This is a genomic window from Agrobacterium sp. YIC 4121 (assembly GCF_002008205.1).
GTDB lineage: Bacteria > Pseudomonadota > Alphaproteobacteria > Rhizobiales > Rhizobiaceae > Agrobacterium > Agrobacterium leguminum.
The window spans coordinates 690,806-715,805 of sequence record NZ_MRDI01000001.1 but is presented as its reverse complement, the minus strand read 5'-3'; the positions used below and the strand labels follow the sequence as shown (position 1 = coordinate 715,805).

Sequence of the window (25,000 nt, the reverse complement as noted above, 5' to 3'; positions counted from 1 at the left end):
TAAGACATAAGATCGGCGCAGCCATTGGCCGCGCCGCATAATGCCGGGACGTATCCGTCAGCCAGCGACTTGTTTCGTTTCCGGCAGCGCCGCAGGCTCGAAAGTCTGTCCTTCGAGCGCAGCCGGAGTGGATTGGGGGCCGCTGGCGACGCCAAAGGGCGCAAGCGGCGTGCAGACGACGGAATTCAGCGCCTTGGCGATATCGATGCCTTCCTTGCCGCCGCCGCCATTGGCGTCGATATGCATCATGTCGCGCATGCAGAGCTTGTTGGGCTCGACGCAGCGGTTGAGGATGGCGCTGTAGAGTTCGGGATCGACCGAAGCGAAATATTGTACCGGCTCGCGCTCCGAAGGCTTGGCGAATTCCAGATATTCCTGACGGCCGAAGCCCTTGCCGCCCTCTTTCGCCTTGGCAACCCACTGGTCGAAGCCCTGCTGGCTGAGGCCATGGAACTTGAAGCGCATGTGGGAGAAGCCGGGGCCGGAGAAGTTGGCCGAGAAGCCGTCATAAACGCCTTCCTTGTTGATGACCGCGTGCAGCTTGGTCTGCATGCCGCCCATGGCGTAGATCTGGCCGGCGAGCGCGGGCACGAAGAAGGAGTTCATTGCCGTCGTGCCGGTGATCTTGAAATTGATCGGAACATCGACCGGAGCGGCGAATTCATTGACGCTGCCAATGCCGAGTTCGGGATAGAAGAACAGCCACTTCCAGTCCATGGCCACCACTTCCACCGTGATCGGTTTGACATCGGCGGTCACCTGACGGTTCTCGTCGATACGCTCCAGCGGACGATAGGGGTCGAGACGGTGAGTGGAAATCCAGGTCACCGTGCCGAGCATCAGGATGATGGCGACCGGAGCCGACCAGATCACCATTTCAAGGCGCGTGGAGTGGTGCCATTCGGGATCGTAATCCTCGGCCTTTGCCGATTCCCGATATTTCCATGCGAAGAAAATCGTCAGGACGATGACGGGGACGATGATCAGCAGCATCAAGACCGTGGACGTGATGATAAGATCGCGCTGCTGGATGGCGACGTCGCCCGAAGGGTTCATCACCACGAGGTTACAGCCGCTGAGCAGCAGCAGAGCCGGGATTGCCAGAAGGGCGGATAGGATTTTTTTGATCGTGCGCACGTTCTTTGAACTCGTACAGTTTGGATTATGCCGCGAATAATTGCCGAACATCATTTTTCAAATGAGGTATATTGTCGCGGTGCAGCGAAACCTTCGCGATGCACCATGTCTCGGGCAGAGCTGCGTTTAAGGACGGAGCGCGTGCATTATCGCATGGTCAGCTGACTGGGCAACCCTTTATTGCCAAACTTCAATTGACGTTACGTAGGGTGCGTGTGACAATCCGCCGCATCGTAACGCAACGGAAGAGGAGCCGGCGCGTTACAGGAAATGGTTCGTCCATGACGCAGGAGGGATATTATGAGTTATACGAATGCTGCTCCATCCTTTGGGCAGGCGCCGGAGGCGAACGGAAATGGGGTCGGTCCCGTCAAGGTCGATCCGGATCGCATCACGATTGCGGTCATTCTTGCGAGAATGACGGAATTCTTTGACTTTTTCATCTATGCCATCGCCTCCGCGCTCGTTTTCCCCCACGTCTTCTTTTCTTTCGTCGACCCGCTGACGGCGACGCTCTATTCCTTCGCGGTTTTCTCACTGGCCTTTATCGCAAGGCCTATCGGCTCGCTGATCTTCCTCCAGATCGACCGCAAATTCGGGCGCGCCGTGAAGCTGATGGCCGCTCTCTTCACGCTCTGTGGTTCCACCATGGCGATCAGCTTTCTTCCGTCCTATGCGGAAGCGGGCATGCTTGCCCCCTGTCTTCTGGCGGTGTTCCGCATCGGCCAGGGCCTTGGGCTTGGCGGCGCATGGGACGGTCTGGTGTCGCTGCTCGCCATGAATGCGCCGCAGAAACAGCGCGGCTGGTACGCCATGATGCCGCAGATCGGTGCGGCCATGGGCTTCGGTCTCGCCAGCGCCTTTTTCATCGTCTTCGTCACACAGCTTTCCAATGCGGAATTCCTCGCCTGGGGCTGGCGTTTCCCCTTCTTCGTGGCGCTGGCGCTGAATGTTCTCGCGCTCTTCGCCCGCTTGCGCATGATCGTGACGCCGGAATTTCAGGCCATGCTGGAACAGCACGAGCTGGAACCGCGCCCCATGTTCAAGATGCTGCGCTCGCAGTTTCCGGTGGTCCTCACGGGAGCGTTCGTGCCGCTGGCAAGCTTTGCGCTCTTCCATCTGGTCACCGTCTTCCCGCTGAGTTGGGTTTCGCTCAACACCAGCCAGCGTGTCTCGGACTTCCTTTTCGTGCAATTCGTCAGCGCCATCATCGCCGGCGGGATGATCGTGGTCTCCGGTATTCTGGCCGACAGGATCGGCCGGCGGAAGCTTCTTGCCATCGCGGCGGTGCTGATCGGCCTTTTCAGTCTGGTTGCACCGGTTCTTCTTGGTTCCGGTGATATTGGCCGTTATCTCTTTGTGCTGATCGGCTTTTCTCTGCTTGGCCTGTCCTTCGGTCAGGCAGGCGGCGCGCTTGCTTCCCGCTTCAGCCGTGAGTACCGCTATACCGGCGCGTCGCTCACCTCGGATATTTCCTGGCTGATCGGTGCTGGCTTCGCACCGCTCGTCGCGCTCGGATTTTCGTCCAAATTCGGCCTTTTCGCGGTCGGCATTTACCTGATGTCGGGTGCGCTCTGCACGCTGATTGCCCTCTGGTTCAGCCGCACTCTGGACATGCCTTCGGAGTGATCCGGGCAATTTAAAAATCTCTGCAGCCATCGCGCCGCGGAATCCTGTCGGATTTCGCGGCGTTTTTGTTTTTTTATTGCGCCGGGTCGATTTTAATCTTGACTTGGTCGATCATGAAATATTATGTAAGCAATACTGACGTAATTCAGTGTATCTCACTGCCGGAAAGCCGGCCTTCAGGGAACGCGATGCGAACGACGACGATCATTATTTGCGAAAAAGCGGCCATCGCCGCCAAGCCGTTTGACGGCCGCAAAACGACCGTTCGCGCCATTAAACGCCGCTAAGCAGAAGAATGAGGAGCAGCCAGGTCGCCTGCGGCTCCGCCCGCAGAGTGCCGGCTGACGCGCCGGGTTTCGGGAAAGAGGGCGATGCCGCGCGAAATGCGCAACGAGAGGAGAGTGCCTTGAGTGTGACGGAGCAAAAATTCGGCCTTTACGATGCGGCTTTTGAAAAAAGCAGCTGTGGTGTCGGTTTCATCACCCGCAAGGACGGCGTGCAGACGCATGATGTGCTGAAGCGCGGCCACGAGGCTCTCTGTGCCGTGCCGCATCGCGGCGGCATGTCGGCGGAAGGTGTCGGGGATGGCGCGGGCGTATCGCTGGATTTGTCGCTCTCTTTCTTTCGGGAATTGACCGGTGAGGACGGCTTGCAGGCTGGCCGGTTCGGCGTCGGCAATTTTTTTCTGCCGCAAAATCCGGCTTTCCATGGCGAGGCTGTCGGTATCATCGCAAACGCCCTTAAAGAGCAGGGCTTTTCAATCCTGCTCGTTCGCGATGTGCCGGTGAATGATGCGGCCATCCGTCCCGCAGCTATCCCCTACCAGTTGCCGATCCGCCAATGGGTCTTTTCGGCTCCGGCCGAATGCGCAACCCTTACCGAATTTGACTGGCGCATCCACAAGGCGTTGCTGGCCATCGAGGCGCTTGCCTATACGGTGCCGGAACTCGCTGGCTTTTATCCGCTGTCGCTCAGCGCCCGCACGCAGGTTCTGAAAGGCCGCCTGAACTCCCATGAGGTCATGCCCTATTTCTGCGACCTCACCGATCCGCGCCATGAAGTGCATACGATGTATTTCCACACGCGGTTCTCCACCAATACCGATCCGCATCCTTCCATGGCGCAGCCCTTCCGTCTGATGGCGCATAATGGCGAGCTCAACACCGACAAGAAGAACCGGCTGTCGGAAGCGGCCGTGGCGCTGGCAAAGAATGCCAGCATCATCCGGCCGAAAGGCCAGTCGGACAGCTGCCGTCTGGATCAGACCCTGCAGGCACGGGTGATGGAAGACGGTCTCGACCTCGTCACCGCCGTGGTCTCGATGATGCCGCCAGCCTGGGAAAATGACGATACCCTGTCACCGGGTGTGAAGGCGATGCTGGAATATTTCTCGCTCTATGAGGAGAAGAATGACGGCCCGGCCGCGCTGATCTTCGGCGACGGCACCATAATCGGCGCGCGGCTCGATCGCCTCGGCCTGCGCCCGCTGCGCACCGTCGAGACGGAAGATTATCTCTGCGTCATGTCGGAGGCCGGGCAGATCGCCTTTCCGGCGGAAAGCGTCATCCGCCGCGGCCGCATCGAGGCGGGCGGCATGCTTTATTACGACCATGCAGAACGCCGCGCCTTTTCCACCGTCGAGGCGCTGGAGCTTCTCGCCTCACGCCGCGAATATTCATCCCTGTTGCGCGAAGCCCGTGTCATGCTGGAAGATCTGCCGGAAGTGCCGGCGGAAAAGCAGGGCTCGCCGCTGCGTTACAATGGCGATCTGGAGCGCCACCAGCGTTATGTCGCCTATTCGCACAATCAGGAAAGCTTCAAATTCCTGATGGACCCGATGCTGGCCTCAGGCGCGGAAAAGATTTCGGCGATGGGTTACGGCAATGCCATCAACGCACTGTCCGATCAGGAAGGCGGCGTCGCAAAGTATTTCTCACAACGTTTCGCGCAGGTCACCAATCCTCCGCTCGACAGTATTCGTGAGGCCGACGGCATGACGTTGCGTGTGGCCCTCGGTGCGAAGCCGAACAGCGGGGCGAAGAAGGCCCGCCAGATCGTCGTGCGTTCCCCGATCTTGACCCATCTCGATATGCTGCGCATTCGCGAGCAGTCGGAGACGCCCCTTCGCCGTTTCGAAATGCTATATTCGCCGGTCTTCGATGTTGCGGAGGCCAATGAAACGGCCCTGCGGCAGGCAATCGATGATCTCTGCGATGAGGTTGTGGCTTTCGCAGCTGAGGAAGGCGGCATCGCCGTCATCACCGACCGGCATGTCTCGGCAGGCCGTGCGGCCTTGCCGATGATCATGGTCGTCTCCGCCATCAATCAGCGGCTGATCGAGGAAGGTCTGCGGCTGCGCATTTCCCTGATCGTGGAAAGTGGCCAGTTTTCTTCCTCGCATCACATAGCAGCCGGCCTCGGCTTCGGCGCTTCTGCCGTCTATCCGCTTGGCGTGCAGTTCCGCGCCGAGGAGAAATTCGGTGCTGATGCCGACAAGGCCTTCAAGCGTTTTGCCAAGGCGGCGGAAAAGTCGCTGATGAAGACCATGGGCAAGGTCGGCCTGTGCACGGCGGAAAGCTATATCGGCGGCGAGTTCTTCGAACCGAACTTCCTCGATACCGACGATGCGGTACTGAAGCGCTATTTCCCCAATGTGAAGACCCCGGTTGGCGGCGTCAACTTCGCCGTCATCGCGCAGGCCGTGGCGGACTGGCACCGCAAGGCGCTGTCCGTGAAGGGCGAAAACGACATTCCGCTGCTCGGTCTCTTCAAGGAGCGTGCGGAAGGCGCCGGCCATTCCTATGGCACGACGGCGGTACGCGGTTTCGTGGACATGACGGAGGAGAAGATCGGTTTCGACAAGGGAACCGAAAACGAGGAGGCTTTGCGTCTCCTGCCGCTCAACCGGCTGGAAGATGCCTTCGGTCTCAACGATGCGGCCTATTATCACAACAGCTTCGACCGGCTGACCCCGGAGGCCATCGACAAATTCGAGGTAACGCCCGGTTACCGCGCCTTCGCCCGCATGATGGCCGAGGAAAGGGCGCGCCGCCCGGCCGCTCTGCGCGACGTTCTGGAATTGCCGGCCGACGTCACATTCGCCGGTTCCGCAGAAGAATTCCGCCGGGAAATGGGCCGTTTTTCCCGGCAGGGCAATAACAGCTTCATGGTGCGCGGATTGCGTTGCGAAGAGGCGGGAGACGGCGCTTTCCGGCTGCAATTGACCGGCCCGCACGGTCATGAGCTTGCCCGGCTTGCCGCGCTCGGCCAGTCGCTGCTCGACCGTTTCGGTGCGGATATTCCCGGCCACTGGCTGGAAGGTGGCGCGCTCATGGTTCAGGCGCAGGGTGAAGCATCCGCCTATCTCTCGCTTATCCGCACTGCACCGGAAAGCATTCCGCTCGATGCCGTTCAGAAGGCGAGCGAGATCACCAAGACCCTGGCATCGGGTGCCATGAGCCACGGCGCGCTTGTCGCTGCGGCCCATGAAGCGGTTGCACATGGCACCAACATGGTTGGCGGCATGTCGAATTCGGGTGAAGGCGGCGAGCATATTTCCCGTTATGGCACCATCCGTGCCTCGCGCATCAAGCAGTTCGCCTCTGGCCGTTTCGGCGTCTGGGCCGGTTATCTTGCCGATCCGATGCTGGAAGAGATCGAGATCAAGATCGGTCAGGGCGCAAAGCCAGGCGAGGGCGGGCAGTTGCCGTCTCCCAAGGTGACGGTGGAAATCGCCGCCGCACGCGGTGGTACGCCGGGCGTCGAGCTTGTCTCGCCGCCACCGCATCACGATACCTATTCGATCGAGGATCTGGCCCAGCTCATCCATGACGCCAAGGCGGCGCGCGTGCGCGTTATCGTTAAGCTGGTCTCGTCTGAAGGCATCGGCACGATTGCAGTCGGCGTCGCCAAGGCGGGGGCGGATGTCATCAATGTCGCCGGCAATACCGGCGGCACGGGGGCGGCTGCCGTCACCAGCCTCAAATATACTGGCCGCGCGGCGGAGATCGGCATTGCCGAGGTGCATCAGGCGCTCTGCGCCACCGGTCTGCGCGCCAAGGTGCTGCTGCGTTGCTCCGGCGCGCACCAGACGGCGAGCGATGTGGTGAAATCGGCACTTCTCGGCGGTGACAGTTTCGAATTTGGCACGACGGCGCTGATGATGCTGAAATGTGTCATGGCCAAGAACTGCAATATCAAGTGCCCAGCCGGTCTCACCACCAATCAGGAGGCCTTCAACGGCGATCCGCGCGCGCTGGCGCAATATCTCATGAACATCGCCCATGAAACGCGCGAGATTTTGGCCGGGCTTGGGGTTGCCTCGCTGCGGGAGGCACGCGGCCGTTCCGATCTTCTTCACCTCCTCGATCATCCGGCAAGCGTCGGCCAGCTTGACCTCCGGGCAATGCTCGCCGTGGTCGAAGAGGTGAAGATCGACAGCCCGGTCTATATGGAAAAGGACTTTGCACTGGACGATGCCTTCATCGAACTCGTGCGCTCGGCCCTGGTCGACAGCAGGCGCGAGAATATCGAGCTTGGCGGCAATCGTTTCCTCAACAATTGCAACAAGAGCGTCGGCGGTCAGCTCGCCGTCGATATCGAACGCATGCTGAACCATGAGCTTTCCGACGAAGAGGCGGATGCTCTGCCGGCCGTGAAGCGGGACAGCCGTGGCCGCCGGTTCCTAGAGGCGGGTTCGGTGCGCATCGATACCTCCGGTTCCGCCGGGCAGTCCTTCGGCGCTTTCTGCAATGACGGCATGGTCATGGTCCATACCGGCACCTGCAATGACGGCGTCGGCAAAAGCGCCTGCGGCGGCACCATCGTCGTGCGCTCCCCCGGCGGCGGCTCGGAAGAGGCGGGCGGCAACGTGCTGGTCGGCAATTTCGCGCTGTTCGGCGCCACCGGCGGTCGGACCTTCGTGGAAGGGCAGGCGGGCGACCGTTTCGCGGTGCGTAACTCCGGCGCCACCGCCGTCGTCGAAGGCGTGGGTGATTTCGCCTGCGAATACATGACCAACGGCGCGGTCCTGAACCTCGGCAGCTTCGGCAAGGGTTTCGGCAACGGCATGAGCGGCGGCTTCGTTTATCAGTATGATCCCTATGGCGATCTGCCGAAGAAAGTCAGCCACGATTCCATCCTGCTCGGTTCAGTCACCGGTGAGGATGAACAGGCCGCCATTCATAATCAGGCAATCCACCAGCTTCTGACCTGGCATGTCGCAGAAACCGGCTCGGCCAAGGCGGCATGGCTTCTGGAAAACTGGGAAAGTGAACAGCATAATTTCGTCTATGGCATGCCACGCGCCCTGCTGCTTTATCAGGATAGCGATGAAATTCTGAAGGCGAAGCCCCGCAAGGAACTGCTGGAGGAACTGGCATCCGCGCTTGCCGCTCATCAACTGCGAAAGTTCAAGCTCGCCTATCGCGACCGCAAGGCCGTCCTGAACGGAACGGTGCCGGGTTATGGCGAGACGGATACCGAAGAAATGTACGCGCTGCTCAACAATTATACCGTGTTGAGCATGGCGCAGGCCATCGCCCTGCAGCGGCTGCCGATGGCGTCGGGTCCTTCCGACCCGGCAATTGAAAAAGCCGTGCGCAATCTCATCCTCACGGAAGACTATGCGCTGATGCAGCGGTTACTGAAATATGCCCGCGAGGCGCTTTCGGACCATGGCGATGAACAGCTTGCGGTGATGATCGCCGCCAAGCGCCTCGACGATTACAAGCAGGCGCTGGCGCGCAGGAACATCTGGTCGGTGGACAGCCCCGGCACCTATGGCTGGATCATTCAGCAGAACCGGAAAAACGTCGAGAAGATCGGCCGTCTGCCGGGCTTCGAGGAGCTTTTCGCAGCCCGCGCCATTCCCGACCTCGCCACCGCATCCAGCCACAGGGCAGCATGATGAAGATACCTTATATTCCCGAAGACGCGCCCTTCAACGGTGATCAGCGCGCATGGCTTTCCGGTTTTCTGGCGGGGCTCCATTCCCGCGCCGCCATCGGCCTGGAGACATCGGTTGCCGCCGCTGCTCCCCGGGCGGCGGCCAGCGTGCTGAATATTCTCTTCGGCACCCAGACCGGCAATGCGGAGGCGCTGGCGATGGATGTCGCCGCCGCCGCGCGCGCCCAGGGCATGCAGCCGGTGGTGACGGCACTCGATGATGTCTCGATGGACAGTCTCGGCGCCATGAAGCGGGTCATCGTTGTCACCTCGACCTATGGCGAAGGTGAAATGCCTGATAATGCCCAGCTTTTCTGGGAAGCGCTCGCCGCGGACAGCGCGCCGCGTCTGGACGAGATGAATTTTGCCGTGCTCGCGCTCGGCGATACCGGCTATGACGGCTTCTGCCAGGCGGGTAAGCTTATCGATACGCGGTTCGAACAACTCGGCGGCAAGCGCATGAAGACGCGTATCGACTGCGATATCGACTTCGAGGACGCCGCCGCCGCATGGATCGGTGAGACCCTGCCGCTCGCGCTTGCTGTCGATGGCGGCAATACGGCATCTGTCACCATGCCCGACATCGCCGAGCCGCCCGTGCGGGCAAAACAGGGCTGGGGCCGCAGAAATCCCTATTCGGCTGAGGTAAGCGTCAATCGCCGCCTGTCCGGTCCCGGCTCATCCAAGGAAATTCGCCACTACGAATTCGATCTCGGCGAAAGTGGTCTGGACTATGAGGCGGGTGACGCTCTTGGCGTCGTGCCCCTGAACGATCCGAAACTGGCCGGCGCGCTGCTGGAACACTTCGGAGCGGCTGCGGATAGCCAAATCGCCGGGCTGGACCGGCCGGTCGGCGATGCGCTTCTCAACATGTTCGAGATATCGACGCCTTCGCGCGAACTCGTCGCCGAAATCGGCAAGCGGGCGGGGCATGACGAACTCATCCACATTCTCGCAAACGGAGACAGGGAGCAACTGGCCGCCTTTCTCTGGAGCAAGGATATTCTCGACCTCATCAATCTCGGCGGAAAGCCGCTATTCGATGTTGCTGAATTTGTAACATTCCTGAAACCCCTGCAACATCGCGCCTATTCCATTTCTTCCAGCCCGCTGGTCGCAAAAAATAGCGTGCATCTGACCATCGCCAGCGTGCGTTATCGCGCCGAGGGCCGTGAGCGTGGGGGCGTGTGCTCCACCTATCTCGCCGACCGCGTGGAGGCCGGACAGAGTGCCGGGATTTTCGTCTCGCCGAACAAAGCGTTTCGTGTGCCGCAGGACAATGACGCGCCTATGATCATGGTGGGACCGGGTACGGGCATCGCGCCCTTCCGAGCTTTTTTGCAGGAACGGCAAGCCCGAGGCGCAAACGGCAAAAACTGGCTGTTTTTCGGCGATCAGCACCGGCAGTCGGATTTCATCTATGAAAACGAACTTGGCGACATGAGCCGCGATGGTGTGCTCACCCGCCTCGACCTCGCTTTCTCGCGGGATCAGGCGGAGAAGATTTATGTCCAGACCCGCATGCGGCAGAACGGCAAGGCGCTCTATCAATGGCTTGAAGAGGGCGGTTATTTCTACGTCTGCGGCGACGCGACCCGCATGGCGAAGGACGTCGATGATGCCCTGCACGGCATCGTCAGCGAGGAGGCCGGCATCTCCGCTGAGGCGGCGAGCGAGTATGTGAACCGGCTGAAACGCGAAAAACGTTATCTGCGCGACGTCTACTAACTATTGCCATGACGAGACCGTTCTGGCGCACCGATTGCTCAGCAATTGGTGCAGACGGTCTCGGCGTCGCGTTGCTTAAAGAAATACTCCCGGCCGATGGTGATCGACTTCACCCCGGACGAGGCAAGATCGGGCATGAACATCAGCAATTCATGCGGGATGGAAAGTTCGACGTGGATGAGAAAGCTGTTTTCCACGAGCAGGCGCGTCGGAACGGCGACCGGTGACCCCACCGCATAGGGTCTCAGATTTTTCTCATCCCAGGACCAGGTGATTTTCGCCTGTTTTTGCGCGTCGATCTTGATGCCGCTGATCTTCAGCTGCAGACCCTTGGTGCTGTAGGGCGCAAACACGGCGGCTGCGACGTCCTGCATGCCCGCGAGATAGGTTTTATCGACGGAACCTGTTTTCGATATCAGATCGTTGATGGAGGCTGCAGCGGTGCTTGCCCGCTTGTAGGTGTTGTATCCGATCGTCAATTCGAACGAGGTCAGATAAAGCGCAAGCAATATCGGAAAGAGGATCGCGAACTCCACCGCACCCACGCCACGGCGATCTTTGGCAAAGCGTGAAACGAGCGCCATCAGGCGTCGTTTGCCGTTTGCCGCAACGGACACCAGCCCTGCCATCATGAGCCCCCGCCTGTGATGTATTTCTCGTTCATGAACGCATTTGTCGCGACGATGAGGAAATGTGAGGGCATCGATCCGTCGGCCGGACGTATTTTCGTCAGGTATGGCCGGATGATATCGGCAACCACGCGCCAGCGATAATAGACACGCAACATGTTGATGGTTTCCGGCCCGCCCGGCTTGAAGCCGAATTGGGCGGTGTCGAGATCGTAATATTCGCCATAGGCCTTCAGCGGTATCGTGGTCGGAATATCCTTGAAGGCGGTAAACGAGCGAAGATCGATATAGAGCTTCTGTTCTTTTTGAATTTCATCCGCTGAGCAGGTGATCATCACCGAGACTTCGTTGCAGAAGCTCTTGCGGAAATCCTCTTTCGAAATCGAGCTGCTGATCTGCCCGGTGCGCAGACGCCGCGCCATGTTCTCGGTGGCATTGGCGACGACCTGTTCCGCCATCAGGGCGATGAAGGTCTCGATGATCGCAAAGACGACGAGGAAATAGGGGATCGCGAGTATCGCGAATTCTATAGCCGCTGTCCCGTCGCGCGAGACTCCGAATTTTTCCAGCAATGGCTTCAGTCTGGCCAGTCGCATGAGGCGATATCGATCTCTAAGAATATGCGGCAAGCGCAACCGTTGAATTTGTTGCGGACCATAACCACCCGATGTTTAAATTCAGTTACTCCAACGAATTATACTTTAGTGATTTCCGAAATTGATACGTCCCAAAATATAAAAGCCCGGCACATGGCCGGGCTTTTGTTGACGCTGAAACGGGCGCTTATTCCGCATCCGCTTTGGAGAGAACCTCCAGCGTGGGTGTGGAAGTGATGTTATAACCACAGTCCACATAATGGCATTCGCCGGTTACGCCGCGCGACAGATTGGACAGCAGGTAAAGCGCCGATCCGCCGATATCGTCGATATCCGCGGTCCGCCGAAGCGGTGCGTTTTTCTGGTTCCATGCGTAGATCGCCCGCGCATCCGAGATGCCGGCGCCCGCCAGCGTGCGGACCGGACCGGCCGAGATGGCGTTGACGCGAATATCGCGCGGGCCGTAATCGGCGGCGAGATAACGCACGGACGCTTCAAGAGCCGCCTTGGCGACGCCCATGACATTGTAGTTCGGGATGACGCGCTGCGAACCATTGTAGGTCAGCGTCAGCATGGAGCCACCATTGGTCATCAACTCGGCGGCACGCTTGGCGATTTCCGTGAAGGAGAAACAGGAAATGACCATGGTGCGGCTGAAATTCTCGCGCGTCGTATCCGCGTAGAGGCCCTTCAGCTCGTTCTTGTCGGAAAAGCCGATGGCATGGACGATAAAATCCAGCGAGCCCCATTTTTCGCGGATCGTCGCGAACAGGGCGTCGACCGAGGCGATATCCTCGACATCGCATGGTACGATGAAATCGGATCCGAGCTCGGCGGCGAGCGGTTTCACACGCTTGCCGAGCGCTTCACCCTGATAGGTGAAGGCCAGTTCCGCGCCCTGTGCCGCAAGCGCCTTGGAGATACCCCAGGCGATGGAATGATTGTTTGCGACGCCCATGATGAGGCCGCGTTTACCCTGCATGATGCCGTTCATGGGCAATTATCCGTTATGACGCTGGAAGACGAGCGTGGCGTTGGTGCCGCCGAAGCCGAAGGAATTGGAAAGGATGGTGTCGATCTTGGCGTTGTCGATGCGGCTGCGAACGATCGGAACGCCCGCAAATTCGGGATCGAGCTCGGAAATATGCGCGCTTTCGCCGATGAAGCGTTCCTGCATCATCAGCAGGCCGTAGATCGATTCCTGCACGCCGGCCGCACCCAGCGAATGGCCGGTGAGCGACTTGGTCGACTGGATATGCGGGATTTTGTCGCCGAAGACTTCCCGGATCGCGCCGATTTCCTTGCTGTCGCCAACCGGCGTCGAGGTGCCATGGGTATTGATGTAGTCGATGTCGCCCTTCACGGTGGAAAGCGCCTGCCGCATGCAGCGGATTGCGCCTTCGCCTGAAGGAGCCACCATGTCGTAACCGTCCGAGGTCGCGCCGTAACCGACGATTTCGGCGTAAATCTTCGCGCCGCGCGCCTTGGCATGTTCCAGCTCTTCGAGAACCAGCACGCCCGCACCGCCGGCAATCACGAAACCGTCGCGGTTGACGTCATAGGCGCGCGAGGCGACGCTCGGTGTCTCGTTATATTTGGACGACATGGCGCCCATGGCGTCGAAGAGGTTGGACATGGACCAGTCGAGATCCTCATGGCCGCCCGCAAACATCACGTCCTGCTTGCCCCACTGGATCATTTCGGCAGCGTTGCCGATGCAATGCGCCGAGGTGGAGCAGGCCGACGAGATGGAGTAGTTGACGCCATGAATCTTGAACCAGGTGGCAAGCGTGGCCGATGCGGTGGAGGACATCGCCTTCGGCACGGCAAAGGGACCGATGCGCTTCGGGCTGTTGTTCTTCAGCGTAATATCGGCCGCCTCGACGATGGTGCGGGTGGAAGGACCGCCCGAACCCATGATGATGCCGGTGCGCTCATTGCCGCTGATGTCGCTCTCTTCGAGACCGGAATCGGCGATGGCCTGCTTCATGGCGACATGGTTCCACGCACCGCCCTGCGACAGGAAGCGCATGGCGCGGCGGTCGACCAGATCGGTCGGGTCGAGAGACGGCTTGCCCCAGACCTGGCATTTGAAACCGTGTTCGGCAAAATCCGGCGAAAATGAAATGCCGGATTTGGCATTGCGCAGCGATGCGGTGACTTCAGCGGCATCACCGCCGATGGAAGAAACAATACCGAGGCCGGTGACAACAACTCGTCTCATGAAAGGGACCTTTTCTTAAGATTTCGGCTGGACGACCGAAGCCGCCCGGCGTTTGTCAGGACTATTCCGTCTGCCTCAGGCAGCCTTTTCCTTCGACAGGCCTACGCGCAGGTCCGTCGCCTGATAAATGGTTTCGCCGTCCGCCTTGAGCCAGCCGTCGGCGGTTCCGAGCACCAGACGGCCGCGCATCACGCGCTTGAAATCAATACCATATTGAAGGAGCTTCGTGTGAGGGCGAACCATGCCCTTGAACTTCACTTCGCCGGTGGAAAGCGCCATGCCGCGACCTTCTTCGCCCAGCCAGCCGAGGAAGAAACCGGTCAGCTGCCACATGCCGTCAAGGCCCAGGCACCCCGGCATGATCGGGTTGCCCTGGAAGTGGCAGGGGAAATACCAGTCGTCCGGGCTGACATCGTATTCGGCGCGGATGAAACCCTTGTCGAAGGCGCCGCCGGTTTCGGAAATTTCGGTAATGCGATGGACCATGAGCATGGGGGGCAATGGGAGCTGTGCATTTCCCGGGCCGAACAATTCGCCGCGACCGCAGGACAGGATCTCCTCGTAATTGTAACTTGATTGCCTCGTTGCCATACCGCTTTCACTTCCCCAGTTACTGGTGTTGATCGACTTCACTAGAGCAAGTTAGGTTCAAAATGAAGCGCTGCAAGGGCAGAGGCCGCTCTGCCCCCATTCTTTGTCTTCGAACCTTCTTCGCAGAAGTCATTACCTCAATATGCCGTCCGCATACAGGAACCGTACGGCTGGAACCAGAGGAAATTTGCAGGAATGGCCGGTTTGCCGCCATTTGCCACGCCTAAGCCACGCTGAAACTATTGAAAGCACCCGCCGCAAAAGATATATGCTAATGCAATTGGTAAGTTTCATACCTCTGTTTGGAATGGGATTGCATGGCATTTGACGCCACATTGGATATCGGAACGAGGTTGCGGCGCTCGGGGCTGCGGCCCACGCGCCAGCGCGTTGCTTTGGGCGATCTTCTTTTCGCAAAGGGCGATCGCCATCTGACGGTCGAGGAACTGCACGATGAGGCGGTTACCGCCGGCGTGCCCGTTTCTCTCGCCACCGTCTACAATACGCTGCACCAGTTCACCGAAGCCGGCCTCATCCGTGTTCTCGCCGTGGAAGGCGCCCGCACCTATTTCGACACCAACGTCTCGGATCACCACCACTTCTTCGTGGAGGGCGAGAACGAGGTTCTGGATATTCCCGTCAATAACCTCCAGATCGACAATTTGCCGGAAGCGCCCGAGGGCATGGAAATCGCCCATGTGGACGTGGTCATCCGCCTTCGCCGCAAGCGCGGATAAGGCTTCAGTCCGATCGCGGATGTGAAAATGGCGCCCACGGGCGCCATCTCTGTTTTCGGCGGTCATTTCTATTTGTCACTTCATCACATCTTCCGGCCGCCTGCCGGGCTTTGCCTTGTAGGGCGGAAAAGTCCAGCCGAAGATCAGCGCACCGGACCGGACTGCGAAGGCCGTCAGGACGCCTGCGGCTGATGCGGCATAAAGCGGTGCGCCGAGGAAATAGACGACAATGAATGTGGAGGAGCCCAGGAGCGCGCAGGTGATGTAGATTTCCGGCCGCAGCAGCACGGAAGGCTCGCCGGCGAGAATATCGCGCAACACACCACCGAACGTCGCCGTCAGAACGCCGGTGACGATGGCGACGGTTGCGGAGCCGCTGGCGGCAAGCCCCTTGGCTGCTCCCATGACGCAATAAGCGGAAAGGCCCAGCGCATCGAGCCAGATCAGTACGCGGTAACGGGATTCGAACAGATGCGCGGTGAAGAACAGCAGCACCGCGACCGAGACGCAGACGAGGATATAGGTCGGGTTCACCACCCAGAATACAGGCGTCCTGCCAAGCACCAGATCGCGGACCGTGCCGCCGCCGATGCCGGTTGCGGCGGCGAAAAACAGGAAGCCGATCAGGTCGAGCTGCTTGCGCGAGGCGGCGAGCGCGCCCGTTGCGGCAAAGATGGCGACCCCGGCATAGTCGAGAAAACCCAGAAGCGTCATGAAAAGGTTCCCCCCGGAAACACGGGCTGCGAACACGTCAGTGTCGCGCAAGCACTAAACTCTAGGCTGGCCGCCCGGATGATCGCAACATCCATAACCGAAACGGATGCAAAGGAAAATGCCGTGCGAATCGCTCTCGTTGCCGCTCTTCAGGCGCTGGTTCTCTTGATGTTTCCGGTGGCGCTCTCGGCGCAGCAGCAGCTGGTGAACGACCCCGAGATCTACGAGAAGGACCATTTCCGCAACGAGTGCAAGGTGGCGGCCTTCGGCGACGATTTCGTCACGCGGCTGGATATCAACAATGACGGGCTGATGGACGCCGTCGTCAATCACGGTGTTCTCGATTGTGACGGCGAAAAGGGCCGCAGCTGCGACGACGAGGGATGCCCTTATAATTTCTATGTCCAGGTGAAAGAGGGCGGTTATCTGATGATCGCGACGGCCCGGATTTACGACTATGATTTCATCAAGCGCTTCGGCAACATGGTTTTCGTGCTGAAGATGCATCCGCGTTATTGCGAGCGTACCGACAAGGAACCCTGCCTGATGACGGTGCGGGTGCGGGGCACGAAATTCGTCACCATCTCGCGAAAGTGACGGCGATGATTTTCAGGGCGTAATCCGCCGGATTTTGACCCTTTGATTGTAGCGCTGGCGAAGCGAGCGCGGAATGATGAAAGTGGCGATGGCGACGACGAAAACCGTGGCCGCGACCACCCAAAGGGCGTTCGATTGCAGGGTGGCGGCAAGAATAGCGCCGCAGATCGCGCCGCATATCATTCCAAGCCATGGCACGATCTGAATGCCCCAGTCGAGGCTCCGTTCGCCGAGAAGAAAACGACCGATGCCGCGGCCGAAACGGGAAAGCGCGCCGGTCACATAGGTAAGCCCGATTGGCAGTCCCTCAATATGCTCAACGGCGGCGTTGACCATGCCCATGGCGAAAACGACGAGATAAAATTGCGCAAGAGCGGAAGTCTCGCCGCCGAGCAGCGCGGCAATTGTTACCAGCAATCCCACCGCCATCAGAACGGCGAAGATGCGCCGGTCGAACTTATGCGCGACCACGATGCCGCCGGCATTGCCCGCCACGAAGGCAATGATTGCGAAAAGCAGTTTCGCGGCGTGGGAATAGAGGCCAGCCTCTATCGAGACTGCGGCGCGCGTGGTGTTGCCGGTCATGAAGGATACGAAGTCGCCTGAAATATGCAGGCCCACCGCATCCGTCATGCCCGCGATGAAGGAAATGGCGGCAACCAGCGCAATTCCGGTTCCGGTTCGCCTTGCCCTGATGATACTGCGACGTCTTTGTCTGGTCATGGAAAGCTCGACATGGAAAAACGGCGGGCCTGTGCGCCGGGCCGTGTTATCCTATGTCTAGAATGCCGGATGGTGTATTTGCAATCTTTCTGGAGGCCTTCGGAAACTTCTATTTTGTCTAGACAAATATAAAATCCCTGCCTACGATGCCTCAAATAAAGCGATAAACAACATCGCACAAAAATAAATCAAAAGGGGTTCAGATCATGAAGAAAACATGGGTACTCGCCACAGTCGCCGCGCTCTTTTCATCCGCTTCCGCCTATGCCGAGACGTCGGTGACGATTGGCATGTCCGGCTGGACCGGTTTTGCACCGTTGACGCTCGCCAAACAGGCCGGCATTTTCGAAAAGAACGGTCTGAAAGTCGATATCAAGAAAATCCCGCAGGCGAGCCGCCATCTGGCCCTTGCTTCCGGTGACATCCAGTGCGCCGCCACCACGGTGGAAACATGGATCGCGTGGAATGCCAATGGCGTGAAATCCACCCAGATTTTCCAGATGGACAAGTCGCATGGCGCGGATGGCATTGCGGTGCGCAGTGATGTTGCCAAGGTCGCGGACCTGAAAGGCAAGACGGTTGCCGCCTCCGCGCCGGGCACCTCCCCTTATTTCTTCCTTGCCTGGATACTCAAGGAAAACGGCCTTACCCTGAAGGATGTCAAGGTCGTCAACCTCGAGCCGGGACCGGCCGCGCAGGCATTCGTTGCCGGTCAAAATGATGCGGCCATGACCTATGAGCCCTATCTGTCCACTGTCCGCGCCGCCCCCGATAAGGGCAAAATCCTCGCCACGACGCTGGATTATCCCGCCGTCATGGATACGTTCGGTTGCACCCCGGATTTCCTGAAGGCCAATCCGCAGGCGGCGAAAGCACTGGCGGACAGCTATTTCCAGGCCCTCGAGCTCATCAAGGCCGATCCCGAAAAGTCCTATGCGACGATGGGCGCGGATGTGAAGCAGACCGGCGAGGCCTTTGCCGCTTCGGCAAAATTCCTCGAATGGCAGGACAAGGCCGCCAACCAGAAGTTTTTCGAGGGTGAATTCAAGACATTCTCGGAAAAATCGGCGGACCTGCTGCTGGAAATCGGCGTGATAAAGTCGAAACCCGATCTTTCGACCCTCGCGGATACGTCCTTCATCAAGTAACAGAAAAGGCGGCCGCGTTCCCTGCAGGGAATATTGCAGCCAAAGACAGGTGAGTGCGTCGATTGTGCGTCGCGAAACGCGCACGGCGCTCCGATGGCGCGGCGAAGGTGCCGCGCCGGTTTTCCGGACAGGCGACAGATGCAACCTCTTCAACCCATAAGGAACAGCACGAGAATTGCTCTCGGCATCCTGTTCTTCGTGCTGTTTTTTTCCGCCTGGGGCGTTGCCACGCTGGGCGGTTTCGTATCGCCAACCTTTCTGGCCGACCCCATCACCATGCTGAAGGACGGCATCTATCTGCTGACCGATCAGGGTTTTGCCAGCGATATCGGCATGACGATCTGGCGCGTGGTCGGCGGTTTCGTGCTGGCATCGCTCGTTGCCGTGCCGGTCGGCATCGCCATGGGGGCCTATAAGCCCGTCGAGGCGCTGCTGGAGCCCTTCGTCTCCTTCGCGCGCTATCTGCCGGCTTCCGCCTTCGTGCCGCTCCTCATTCTCTGGGCCGGGATCGGCGAGATGCAGAAGCTGCTGGTGATCTTCATCGGCGCTGTGTTCCAGATCATCCTGATGGTGGCCGTGGCTGTCGCCGGCACAAGACGGGATCTGGTGGAGGCGGCCTATACGCTTGGTGCGAAGGACCGGGGCGTTGTTCGCCGTGTTCTCATTCCCGCCAATGCGCCGGATATTGCGGAAATCCTCCGTCTCGTTCTCGGCTGGGCCTGGACCTACGTTATCGTTGCGGAATTGATCGGCGCCTCCTCGGGCATCGGCTATATGATCATCAACAGCCAGGCGCTGATGGCGACCGGGCAGATCATCTTCGGCATCATCGTCATCGGCATTATCGGTCTTATTTCGGACTTTGCGTTCAAATCGCTGAACCGGAAGCTTTTCGCCTGGAGGCTTGCCTGATGAGCGAACTCGTTATCAAGGGCGTCAGCCGCACTTTTCCGGGTGTGCAGGGCGGGCAGCCGACGCTGGCCCTCCAGCCCACCGATCTGGAAATCCCCCGCAATGATTTCGTCACCATCCTCGGCCCGTCGGGATGCGGAAAATCGACCTTGCTGCGCATCATCGCCGGTCTCGACCGCCCGACGACGGGCGAAGTGCTGCTGTCCGGTAGGGCGGTGACGGGGCCGGGGGCGGATCGCGGCATGGTGTTCCAGTCCTATACCCTGTTTCCCTGGCTGACGATCCGCGAAAATGTCGCCTTCGGCCTGCGCGAACGCGGCGTTGCCGAGAAGGAAAAATGGGAGATCGTCGACAGCTATATCGACAAGGTCGGCCTGCGCGGCTTCGAGAACCATTGGCCGAAACAGCTCTCCGGCGGCATGCAGCAGAGAACGGCCATTGCCCGTGCCCTGGCGAACGGCCCGAAAATCCTGCTGCTCGACGAGCCTTTCGGCGCTCTCGACAACCAGACGCGCGGACTGATGCAGGAACTGCTGCTCGGTATCTGGGAGCGGGAGCAGAAGACGGTCATTTTCGTCACACACGATATCGAGGAGGCGGTGTTCATGGCGTCGCGTGTGGTGACCATGTCCGCAAGGCCGGGTCGCATCAAGTCGATCACGCCGGTCGACCTGCCGCATCCGCGTCACTACACCGTCAAGGCCAGCCCGGAATTTTCTGAGCTGCGCGCCAAGCTTACGGAGGAAATCCGCAGCGAGGCGATTGCCGCCGCTGCCCATGGATAGTTGATCAGGCAAAGGGGAGGATAAAAGCATCGGGATGAGGAGCACAGGCGCCGATCTTCAGGAAAAATCGCTGCACGAGCGCATTCGCAATGATGTCGAGCGTCATATCATGTCGGGCGAATGGCCGCCGGGTTATCGTATTCCCTTCGAACACGAGATGACCCGGCAATATGCCTGTTCGCGCATGACGGTGAACAAGGCTCTCGGCGAATTGGTGCAGCGCGGACTCATCGAAAGACGCCGCCGTCTCGGCACCTTCGTTCGCCAGCCCCATGCGCAATCCGCCGTTCTGGAAATCCACGATATCGAGCGGGAGGTGCAGGCGCTGGGTCTGGTCTACGGTTACCGTCTCGACAAACGACGGCTGCGCCCTGCGGGGGAAGAAGACGGCGCGGCCATGGCGCTTGCCGCCGAGGCCCCGGTCCTGGAACTTACCTGCACGCACTTCGCCGGCGGCGTTCCCTTTTGCCTTGAGGAGCGCATCATCAATGTAACCGCCGTTCCGGAGGCGGAAGCCGCGGATTTTTCACAGATCGGGCCGGGGACATGGCTACTGAAAATGGTGCCCTGGAGTGCGGCCGAACATCGCATCAGCGCCGTTTCCGCCGACCGTAAAAATGCGGCGGCGCTCGGCATTGCTTCCGGTGCTGCCTGTCTGGTGATCGATCGCCGGACCTGGCATGGGGCGGATTATATCACCCGCGTCCGTGTCACCTATCCCGGTGACCGGCATGCCCTCGTTGCGCAGTTTTCGCCCTCGCAGAACAGCTGAAGGCCGTCGATCGGTCAATTTTTTGTAAAGAAGAGTTTACGGGTGGTCTTTTGACAATATAATAGTTGTCAAAAGAACTCAGGTTTATTATCGGAACGTCAAGCTTTCACGACGGTATCCGTTCATGGCCCCGGTTTTCAGGAACCGGTCAATCTGCGGATGAGTTCATCGACGGAAATCCGGGATAAAAATTATGTCAGCTGAGACCTCAACTTCTTCCGCATCCTTCAACAAGGCAAACACGACAAGGCATTTCTCCCTTGCCATGACTGTCACCTTGCTGGCCGGCTTGAGTGCCGGCGCGGTTTTCGCTCAGACGGCACCGGAAACCCAGATACAGCCCGCACCGCAAACGGAAGCGGTTCAGCCAGCACAGCCGGCAGCTCCTGCGACGCCGAGCGCTCCGGCCTCCGCGCCCGTCCAGCCTTCCGCGACTGCACCGGCCCAGCCGGCCGCCACCGCACCCTCGCAGCCTCAGTCAACTCAGCCCGCACCGGCCCAGCCTGCACCGGCTCAGCCCGCGACGAATACCGCACCGGGAGCCGAAGGCCTGGCACCGCAGCCGACGCAGACCGAGCAACCCGCACAGATGGGCCAGACGACCGCGCCGAATGAAGCCGCGACCCCGATCGAGCCTGTCAGCACCGAGCCCGCGAGCGCCGAACATCGTGCGGATATCCCGCACAACCTTTCTCCCTGGGGCATGTTCATGGCGGCCGACTGGGTCGTGAAGGGTGTCATGATCGGCCTTGCCTTCGCATCTCTGGTGACGTGGACGGTCTGGGTCGCGAAGTCTATCGAGCTTGCAGGTGCGCGGGTGCGCGCCGGCTCGACGCTCAAGGTCATTCGCAGGGCAAAAACCCTGACGGAGGCCACCGAGGCCGTCGAAAAGAAGGGCGGGCCGGCAGCACTGATGTTGCGCATGGCGACCCACGAAATGCAGCTTTCCGATGCGGTGGTCGAACACACGGATGGCGGCGGTATCAAGGAGCGTGTCTCGTCGGCGCTTTCGCGTATCGAAACCCATGCGGGTCGCCGCATGTCGCGCGGAACGGGTGTTCTGGCGACCATCGGTTCCACCGCTCCCTTCGTCGGCCTGTTCGGCACCGTCTGGGGCATCATGAACTCCTTCATCAGCATTTCGGAATCGCAGACGACCAATCTTGCCGTCGTCGCGCCGGGCATCGCCGAAGCGCTGCTCGCCACCGCCATCGGCCTTGTCGCCGCTATTCCGGCCGTGGTGATCTACAACGTCTTCGCCCGCTCCATCACCGGGTACCGCCATCTGCTGGCGGATGCCGCAGCCGGTGTGGAACGACTCGTCAGCCGCGATCTCGATTTCCGCCGTATTCCCCCGGGCAGCACCAGCAAGCCCGCGGTATCGCTGGTAGGACGGTGATCGGCCATGGCTGGCGGTATTCGCGAAAATAGCGGAGACGATCTCTCCGAAAACCACGAGATCAATGTCACGCCCTTCATCGACGTGATGCTGGTTCTGCTCATCATCTTCATGGTGGCGGCACCGCTCGCCACCGTCGATGTGAATGTCGATCTGCCCGCATCCACCGCAAAGCCGGCGGAACGCCCGGAGGAGCCGCTTTATCTGACGGTCAAGGACGACCTCTCGCTCAATCTCGGCAATGATGCGGTTGCCCGCGAAGCACTGGCCGCCGCCATCGACCGGCAGACGGGCGGCAAGAAGGATACGCGCATCTTCCTGCGGGCCGACAAGGCGGTCGATTACGGCCACTTCATGGAAATCATGAACCTGCTGAGAGATGCCGGTTATCTGAAGATCGCCCTCGTAGGACTGGAAAACGCGGCTGCCGCATCGCAGCCGGCCGCCGTTGGCCAACCCGCAGCGCCGGGAACCACGCCATGACTGAAAACGGCTACCCGCAGGCCCGGCATTCCCGTCTCGGGGAAGTAACGCTGTGGTCCGTCGCGGCGCTGCTCATGCTGGGCGTTCACGCTGGTTTTGCCTATTATCTGATGCAGGAGCCCGAAGAGCAGGAAGCCGGCGGGCCGCCTCCTGCTGCGATCATGATCGAAATGGCGGCGATACCGGAGGCCGTAAAGACCGAAGAAACGACGCCCGCGCAGGATGTTGAGGACGCCGAAGAGGTGAAGAGCGACAGCAGCGAACCGGTGGAGGAAGCCGCCCCGGAAGAGCCGCCGCCACCGGAGCCGGTTGCGGAAACGCCGCCGCCGCCAGAGCCGGTGCAGCCGCCTGAACCGCCGGTCGAGGAGATCGTCGAACCGCAGGAAATTCCCGAACCCGTGGAGCCGGTCGATCCCGTTCAGGAGCAGATGATGGCGGAACTCGAAAATGTCGAGGTCCCTCTGCCCGTCATGCGTCCTCCGCCGCCGCCCGTCGAAAAGAAGGTGGAAAAGAAAGAGCCGCAAGAGAAAAAGAAGGTCGAGCGCCAGCGTCCCAAACCGCAGCAGGCATCGGAACTGCGCGAAACGGCGAAGGCTGAAGCCCAGCAGTCCGACCGGACGGCGGCATCGCGCAGCAATGCCGGCTCCTTCTCGTCCTCGTCCATGTCAAATGCCGATTGGGGTGCGAAAGTGCGCTCGGCGATGCAGCGGCGACTGGTGCGTTCGGCTGGAAAATCGGGGATGACCATTACGGTTTCATTCAAGATAGACAGCGGTGGTTCCGTCGGCGGTGCGAGGATTATTTCATCCACCGGTGACTCGGCGATGGATCAGAAGCTTCTGGCCGTCATACAAAGAGCGTCCGTCTCGCCGCCGCCGCCAGGCGCAAATACGAGTTTTACCCTGCCGATTCTTTTCAAGTAGGGTGAAGCAGTCCGACCGCATATGGGCGTCCCGACTCTGGAGAGGATGGGATGCCCGATTTATTTTCCATGTTGATTTGCAGCGACCGTATACCGCAAAGTAGGACCAATCCGTCCCACCGCATGCAAGCCAACAGGAACCACGAAAATCATGAAATTCTCAATCGCAGAGGCGGAGGATCTCGTATCCTCTATCTTTGAGCGCAACGGCGTTCTGCCGCAAAACGCCCGTTCGGTGGCAAAGGCGCTCGTCGCCTCCGAGGCGGCCAGCCAGGGTGGTCACGGTTTTCGCCGCATCCCCGTGTATGTCCGGCAGGCGCGGGTTGGAAAGGTCGATGGCAAGGCGCGTCCGGTGGCGACCCGCGTGAAGCCGGGCGTGCTCTCGGTCGACGCCAATCACGGCTATGCCTATCCGGCGATCGATTGCGCCCTTGAGGAATTGCCGGACATGGTCCGGCAGCAGGGCATTGCGCTTGCGGCGATCCACCGCTCCCATCATGCGGGTGTCATGGCGCTGACCGTCGAGCGCCTCGCCGAAATGGGTTTTGTCGCGCTCATGTTCGCCAACGCACCAGCATCAATGGCGCCCTGGGGCGGCAGCAAACCGCTTTATGGAACCAATCCGATCGCTTTCGCCACCCCCGTCGGCGGCGCCGATCCGCTGGTCATCGATCTCGCGCTCTCCAAGGTCGCGCGTGGAAAGATCATGGCGGCCCGCCAGAAGGGTGAAACCATCCCCGGCGACTGGGCGCTCGACCGAAACGGCCGGCCGACGACCGATCCCGAAGAGGCCATAGAGGGAACCATGGTGCCCGCAGGCGAGGCCAAGGGCGCTGCGCTGGCATTGATGGTGGAGATCATGGCCGCTGCGATTACCGGCGGAAACTTCGCATTCGAGGCATCTTCCCTTCTCGATGACAAGGGAGCACCACCCTCTCTTGGCCACACGATCATCGCCATAGACCCGGTATCGTCAGGCGGTACGGCCTTTACCGAGCGGCTGGGGCTCATAGCCGGCGAGATAGAAAAGCAGGAAAATGTGCGTCTGCCCGGCCGCCGCAGCCAGGGGATTCGCAAGCAGGCGCTGGAAAGCGGCATCGTGATCGAAAGCGATATTCTGACCGAAATTAAATCGCTCTGATGCGACAATAAAAACCCGGCGGGTCGACTATGACCCGCCGGGCAAACCGTAAATGGCATGCTTTGCATTTGCGTCGATAGGGCCGGACATCATGTCCAGCCCGCTTTGGTCCGCCATCCCGCCATTGATATGGAAGGATTTTGACGCAGAAAGCCGCTCATTCGGTTTTCAGCTTACGGGAGGGGAC

Annotated in this window: 21 protein-coding genes; 13 read left to right on the top strand and 8 right to left on the bottom strand. The window is 59.9% G+C overall.

Annotated elements, in window-relative coordinates; translation table 11 throughout:
- Positions 1–57 precede the first annotated feature (57 nt).
- Entirely contained in the window at positions 58–1,188 is a 1,131-nt protein-coding gene (cyoA, locus tag BTE54_RS03645; protein ID WP_065654756.1) for a ubiquinol oxidase subunit II, read from the bottom strand.
- 249 nt (positions 1,189–1,437) lie between these two features.
- Here cyoA and BTE54_RS03640 point away from each other — a divergent pair, with 249 nt between their 5' ends.
- The 3 genes from BTE54_RS03640 to BTE54_RS03625 all read left to right on the top strand — a co-directional run bounded on the left by BTE54_RS03640 (position 1,438) and on the right by BTE54_RS03625 (position 10,440).
- Positions 1,438–2,766: an MFS transporter gene (locus tag BTE54_RS03640; protein WP_065654755.1), complete on the top strand. Its 1,329-nt coding sequence runs from the start codon at positions 1,438–1,440 to the stop codon at positions 2,764–2,766.
- A gap of 406 nt (positions 2,767–3,172) precedes the next feature.
- Positions 3,173–8,674, top strand: a complete 5,502-nt coding sequence (locus tag BTE54_RS03630; protein ID WP_078051440.1) for a glutamate synthase-related protein — start codon at positions 3,173–3,175, stop codon at positions 8,672–8,674.
- Positions 8,671–10,440 (top strand): sulfite reductase subunit alpha, encoded by a 1,770-nt coding sequence (locus BTE54_RS03625; RefSeq protein ID WP_078051439.1) that lies wholly within the window; start codon positions 8,671–8,673, stop codon positions 10,438–10,440. Before BTE54_RS03630 ends, BTE54_RS03625 begins: the two co-directional genes overlap by 4 nt.
- 38 nt (positions 10,441–10,478) lie before the next feature.
- On the opposite strand, the gene BTE54_RS03620 is transcribed toward BTE54_RS03625, so the two are convergent.
- The 5 genes from BTE54_RS03620 to fabA all read right to left on the bottom strand — a co-directional run bounded on the left by BTE54_RS03620 (position 10,479) and on the right by fabA (position 14,480).
- Positions 10,479–11,072: a TadE/TadG family type IV pilus assembly protein gene (locus BTE54_RS03620; RefSeq protein WP_003524372.1), complete on the bottom strand. Its 594-nt coding sequence runs from the start codon at positions 11,070–11,072 to the stop codon at positions 10,479–10,481.
- The gene (locus BTE54_RS03615; RefSeq protein WP_003524373.1) at positions 11,069–11,665 is read right to left on the bottom strand and encodes a TadE/TadG family type IV pilus assembly protein; all 597 of its coding nucleotides are present in this window, start codon (positions 11,663–11,665) and stop codon (positions 11,069–11,071) included. The genes BTE54_RS03620 and BTE54_RS03615 overlap by 4 nt, the downstream gene beginning before the upstream one ends.
- A gap of 187 nt (positions 11,666–11,852) precedes the next feature.
- Positions 11,853–12,659: an enoyl-ACP reductase FabI gene (gene fabI / locus BTE54_RS03610; protein WP_020812529.1), complete on the bottom strand. Its 807-nt coding sequence runs from the start codon at positions 12,657–12,659 to the stop codon at positions 11,853–11,855.
- A gap of 6 nt (positions 12,660–12,665) precedes the next feature.
- Positions 12,666–13,889: a beta-ketoacyl-ACP synthase I gene (fabB, locus tag BTE54_RS03605; RefSeq protein ID WP_003524377.1), complete on the bottom strand. Its 1,224-nt coding sequence runs from the start codon at positions 13,887–13,889 to the stop codon at positions 12,666–12,668.
- A 75-nt stretch (positions 13,890–13,964) separates the two neighbouring features.
- Positions 13,965–14,480 (bottom strand): 3-hydroxyacyl-[acyl-carrier-protein] dehydratase FabA, encoded by a 516-nt coding sequence (fabA, locus tag BTE54_RS03600; protein WP_003507274.1) that lies wholly within the window; start codon positions 14,478–14,480, stop codon positions 13,965–13,967.
- A 317-nt stretch (positions 14,481–14,797) separates the two neighbouring features.
- Here fabA and irrA point away from each other — a divergent pair, with 317 nt between their 5' ends.
- Positions 14,798–15,217, top strand: coding sequence for an iron response transcriptional regulator IrrA (gene irrA, locus BTE54_RS03590; protein ID WP_003507276.1), 420 nt, complete (start codon positions 14,798–14,800; stop codon positions 15,215–15,217).
- A 75-nt stretch (positions 15,218–15,292) separates the two neighbouring features.
- Here the strand turns inward: irrA and BTE54_RS03585 are convergent, their stop codons facing one another.
- Entirely contained in the window at positions 15,293–15,931 is a 639-nt protein-coding gene (locus tag BTE54_RS03585) for a trimeric intracellular cation channel family protein (RefSeq protein ID WP_003524379.1), read from the bottom strand.
- A gap of 78 nt (positions 15,932–16,009) precedes the next feature.
- Here BTE54_RS03585 and BTE54_RS03580 point away from each other — a divergent pair, with 78 nt between their 5' ends.
- The gene (locus BTE54_RS03580; protein WP_003524381.1) at positions 16,010–16,528 is read left to right on the top strand and encodes a hypothetical protein; all 519 of its coding nucleotides are present in this window, start codon (positions 16,010–16,012) and stop codon (positions 16,526–16,528) included.
- Positions 16,529–16,540: 12 nt separating this feature from the next.
- On the opposite strand, the gene BTE54_RS03575 is transcribed toward BTE54_RS03580, so the two are convergent.
- A complete protein-coding gene (locus BTE54_RS03575) occupies positions 16,541–17,251 on the bottom strand; it encodes a YoaK family protein (RefSeq protein WP_078051438.1) in 711 nt (236 codons plus the stop codon).
- Positions 17,252–17,457: 206 nt separating this feature from the next.
- Here BTE54_RS03575 and BTE54_RS03570 point away from each other — a divergent pair, with 206 nt between their 5' ends.
- From BTE54_RS03570 to BTE54_RS03535, 8 genes are all read left to right on the top strand, one after another.
- Complete coding sequence (locus BTE54_RS03570) at positions 17,458–18,399, top strand: ABC transporter substrate-binding protein (protein ID WP_065654746.1); 942 nt, start codon at positions 17,458–17,460, stop codon at positions 18,397–18,399.
- Between the two features lie 138 nt (positions 18,400–18,537).
- Positions 18,538–19,311 carry an ABC transporter permease gene (locus tag BTE54_RS03565; RefSeq protein ID WP_078051437.1) on the top strand — a complete coding sequence of 258 codons (774 nt, stop codon included), beginning with the start codon at positions 18,538–18,540 and terminating at the stop codon, positions 19,309–19,311.
- Positions 19,311–20,096, top strand: coding sequence for an ABC transporter ATP-binding protein (locus tag BTE54_RS03560; RefSeq protein ID WP_020809178.1), 786 nt, complete (start codon positions 19,311–19,313; stop codon positions 20,094–20,096). Before BTE54_RS03565 ends, BTE54_RS03560 begins: the two co-directional genes overlap by 1 nt.
- Before the next feature lie 34 nt (positions 20,097–20,130).
- A complete protein-coding gene (gene hutC, locus BTE54_RS03555; protein ID WP_078051436.1) occupies positions 20,131–20,868 on the top strand; it encodes a histidine utilization repressor in 738 nt (245 codons plus the stop codon).
- A 193-nt stretch (positions 20,869–21,061) separates the two neighbouring features.
- Positions 21,062–22,267 (top strand): tonB-system energizer ExbB, encoded by a 1,206-nt coding sequence (gene exbB / locus BTE54_RS03550; RefSeq protein WP_198939062.1) that lies wholly within the window; start codon positions 21,062–21,064, stop codon positions 22,265–22,267.
- A gap of 6 nt (positions 22,268–22,273) precedes the next feature.
- Positions 22,274–22,750: a TonB system transport protein ExbD gene (exbD, locus tag BTE54_RS03545; protein ID WP_065654742.1), complete on the top strand. Its 477-nt coding sequence runs from the start codon at positions 22,274–22,276 to the stop codon at positions 22,748–22,750.
- Positions 22,747–23,673: a TonB family protein gene (locus BTE54_RS03540; RefSeq protein WP_078051435.1), complete on the top strand. Its 927-nt coding sequence runs from the start codon at positions 22,747–22,749 to the stop codon at positions 23,671–23,673. Before exbD ends, BTE54_RS03540 begins: the two co-directional genes overlap by 4 nt.
- 150 nt (positions 23,674–23,823) lie before the next feature.
- Complete coding sequence (locus BTE54_RS03535) at positions 23,824–24,813, top strand: Ldh family oxidoreductase (RefSeq protein ID WP_078051434.1); 990 nt, start codon at positions 23,824–23,826, stop codon at positions 24,811–24,813.
- The last annotated feature ends 187 nt before the right edge of the window (positions 24,814–25,000 follow it).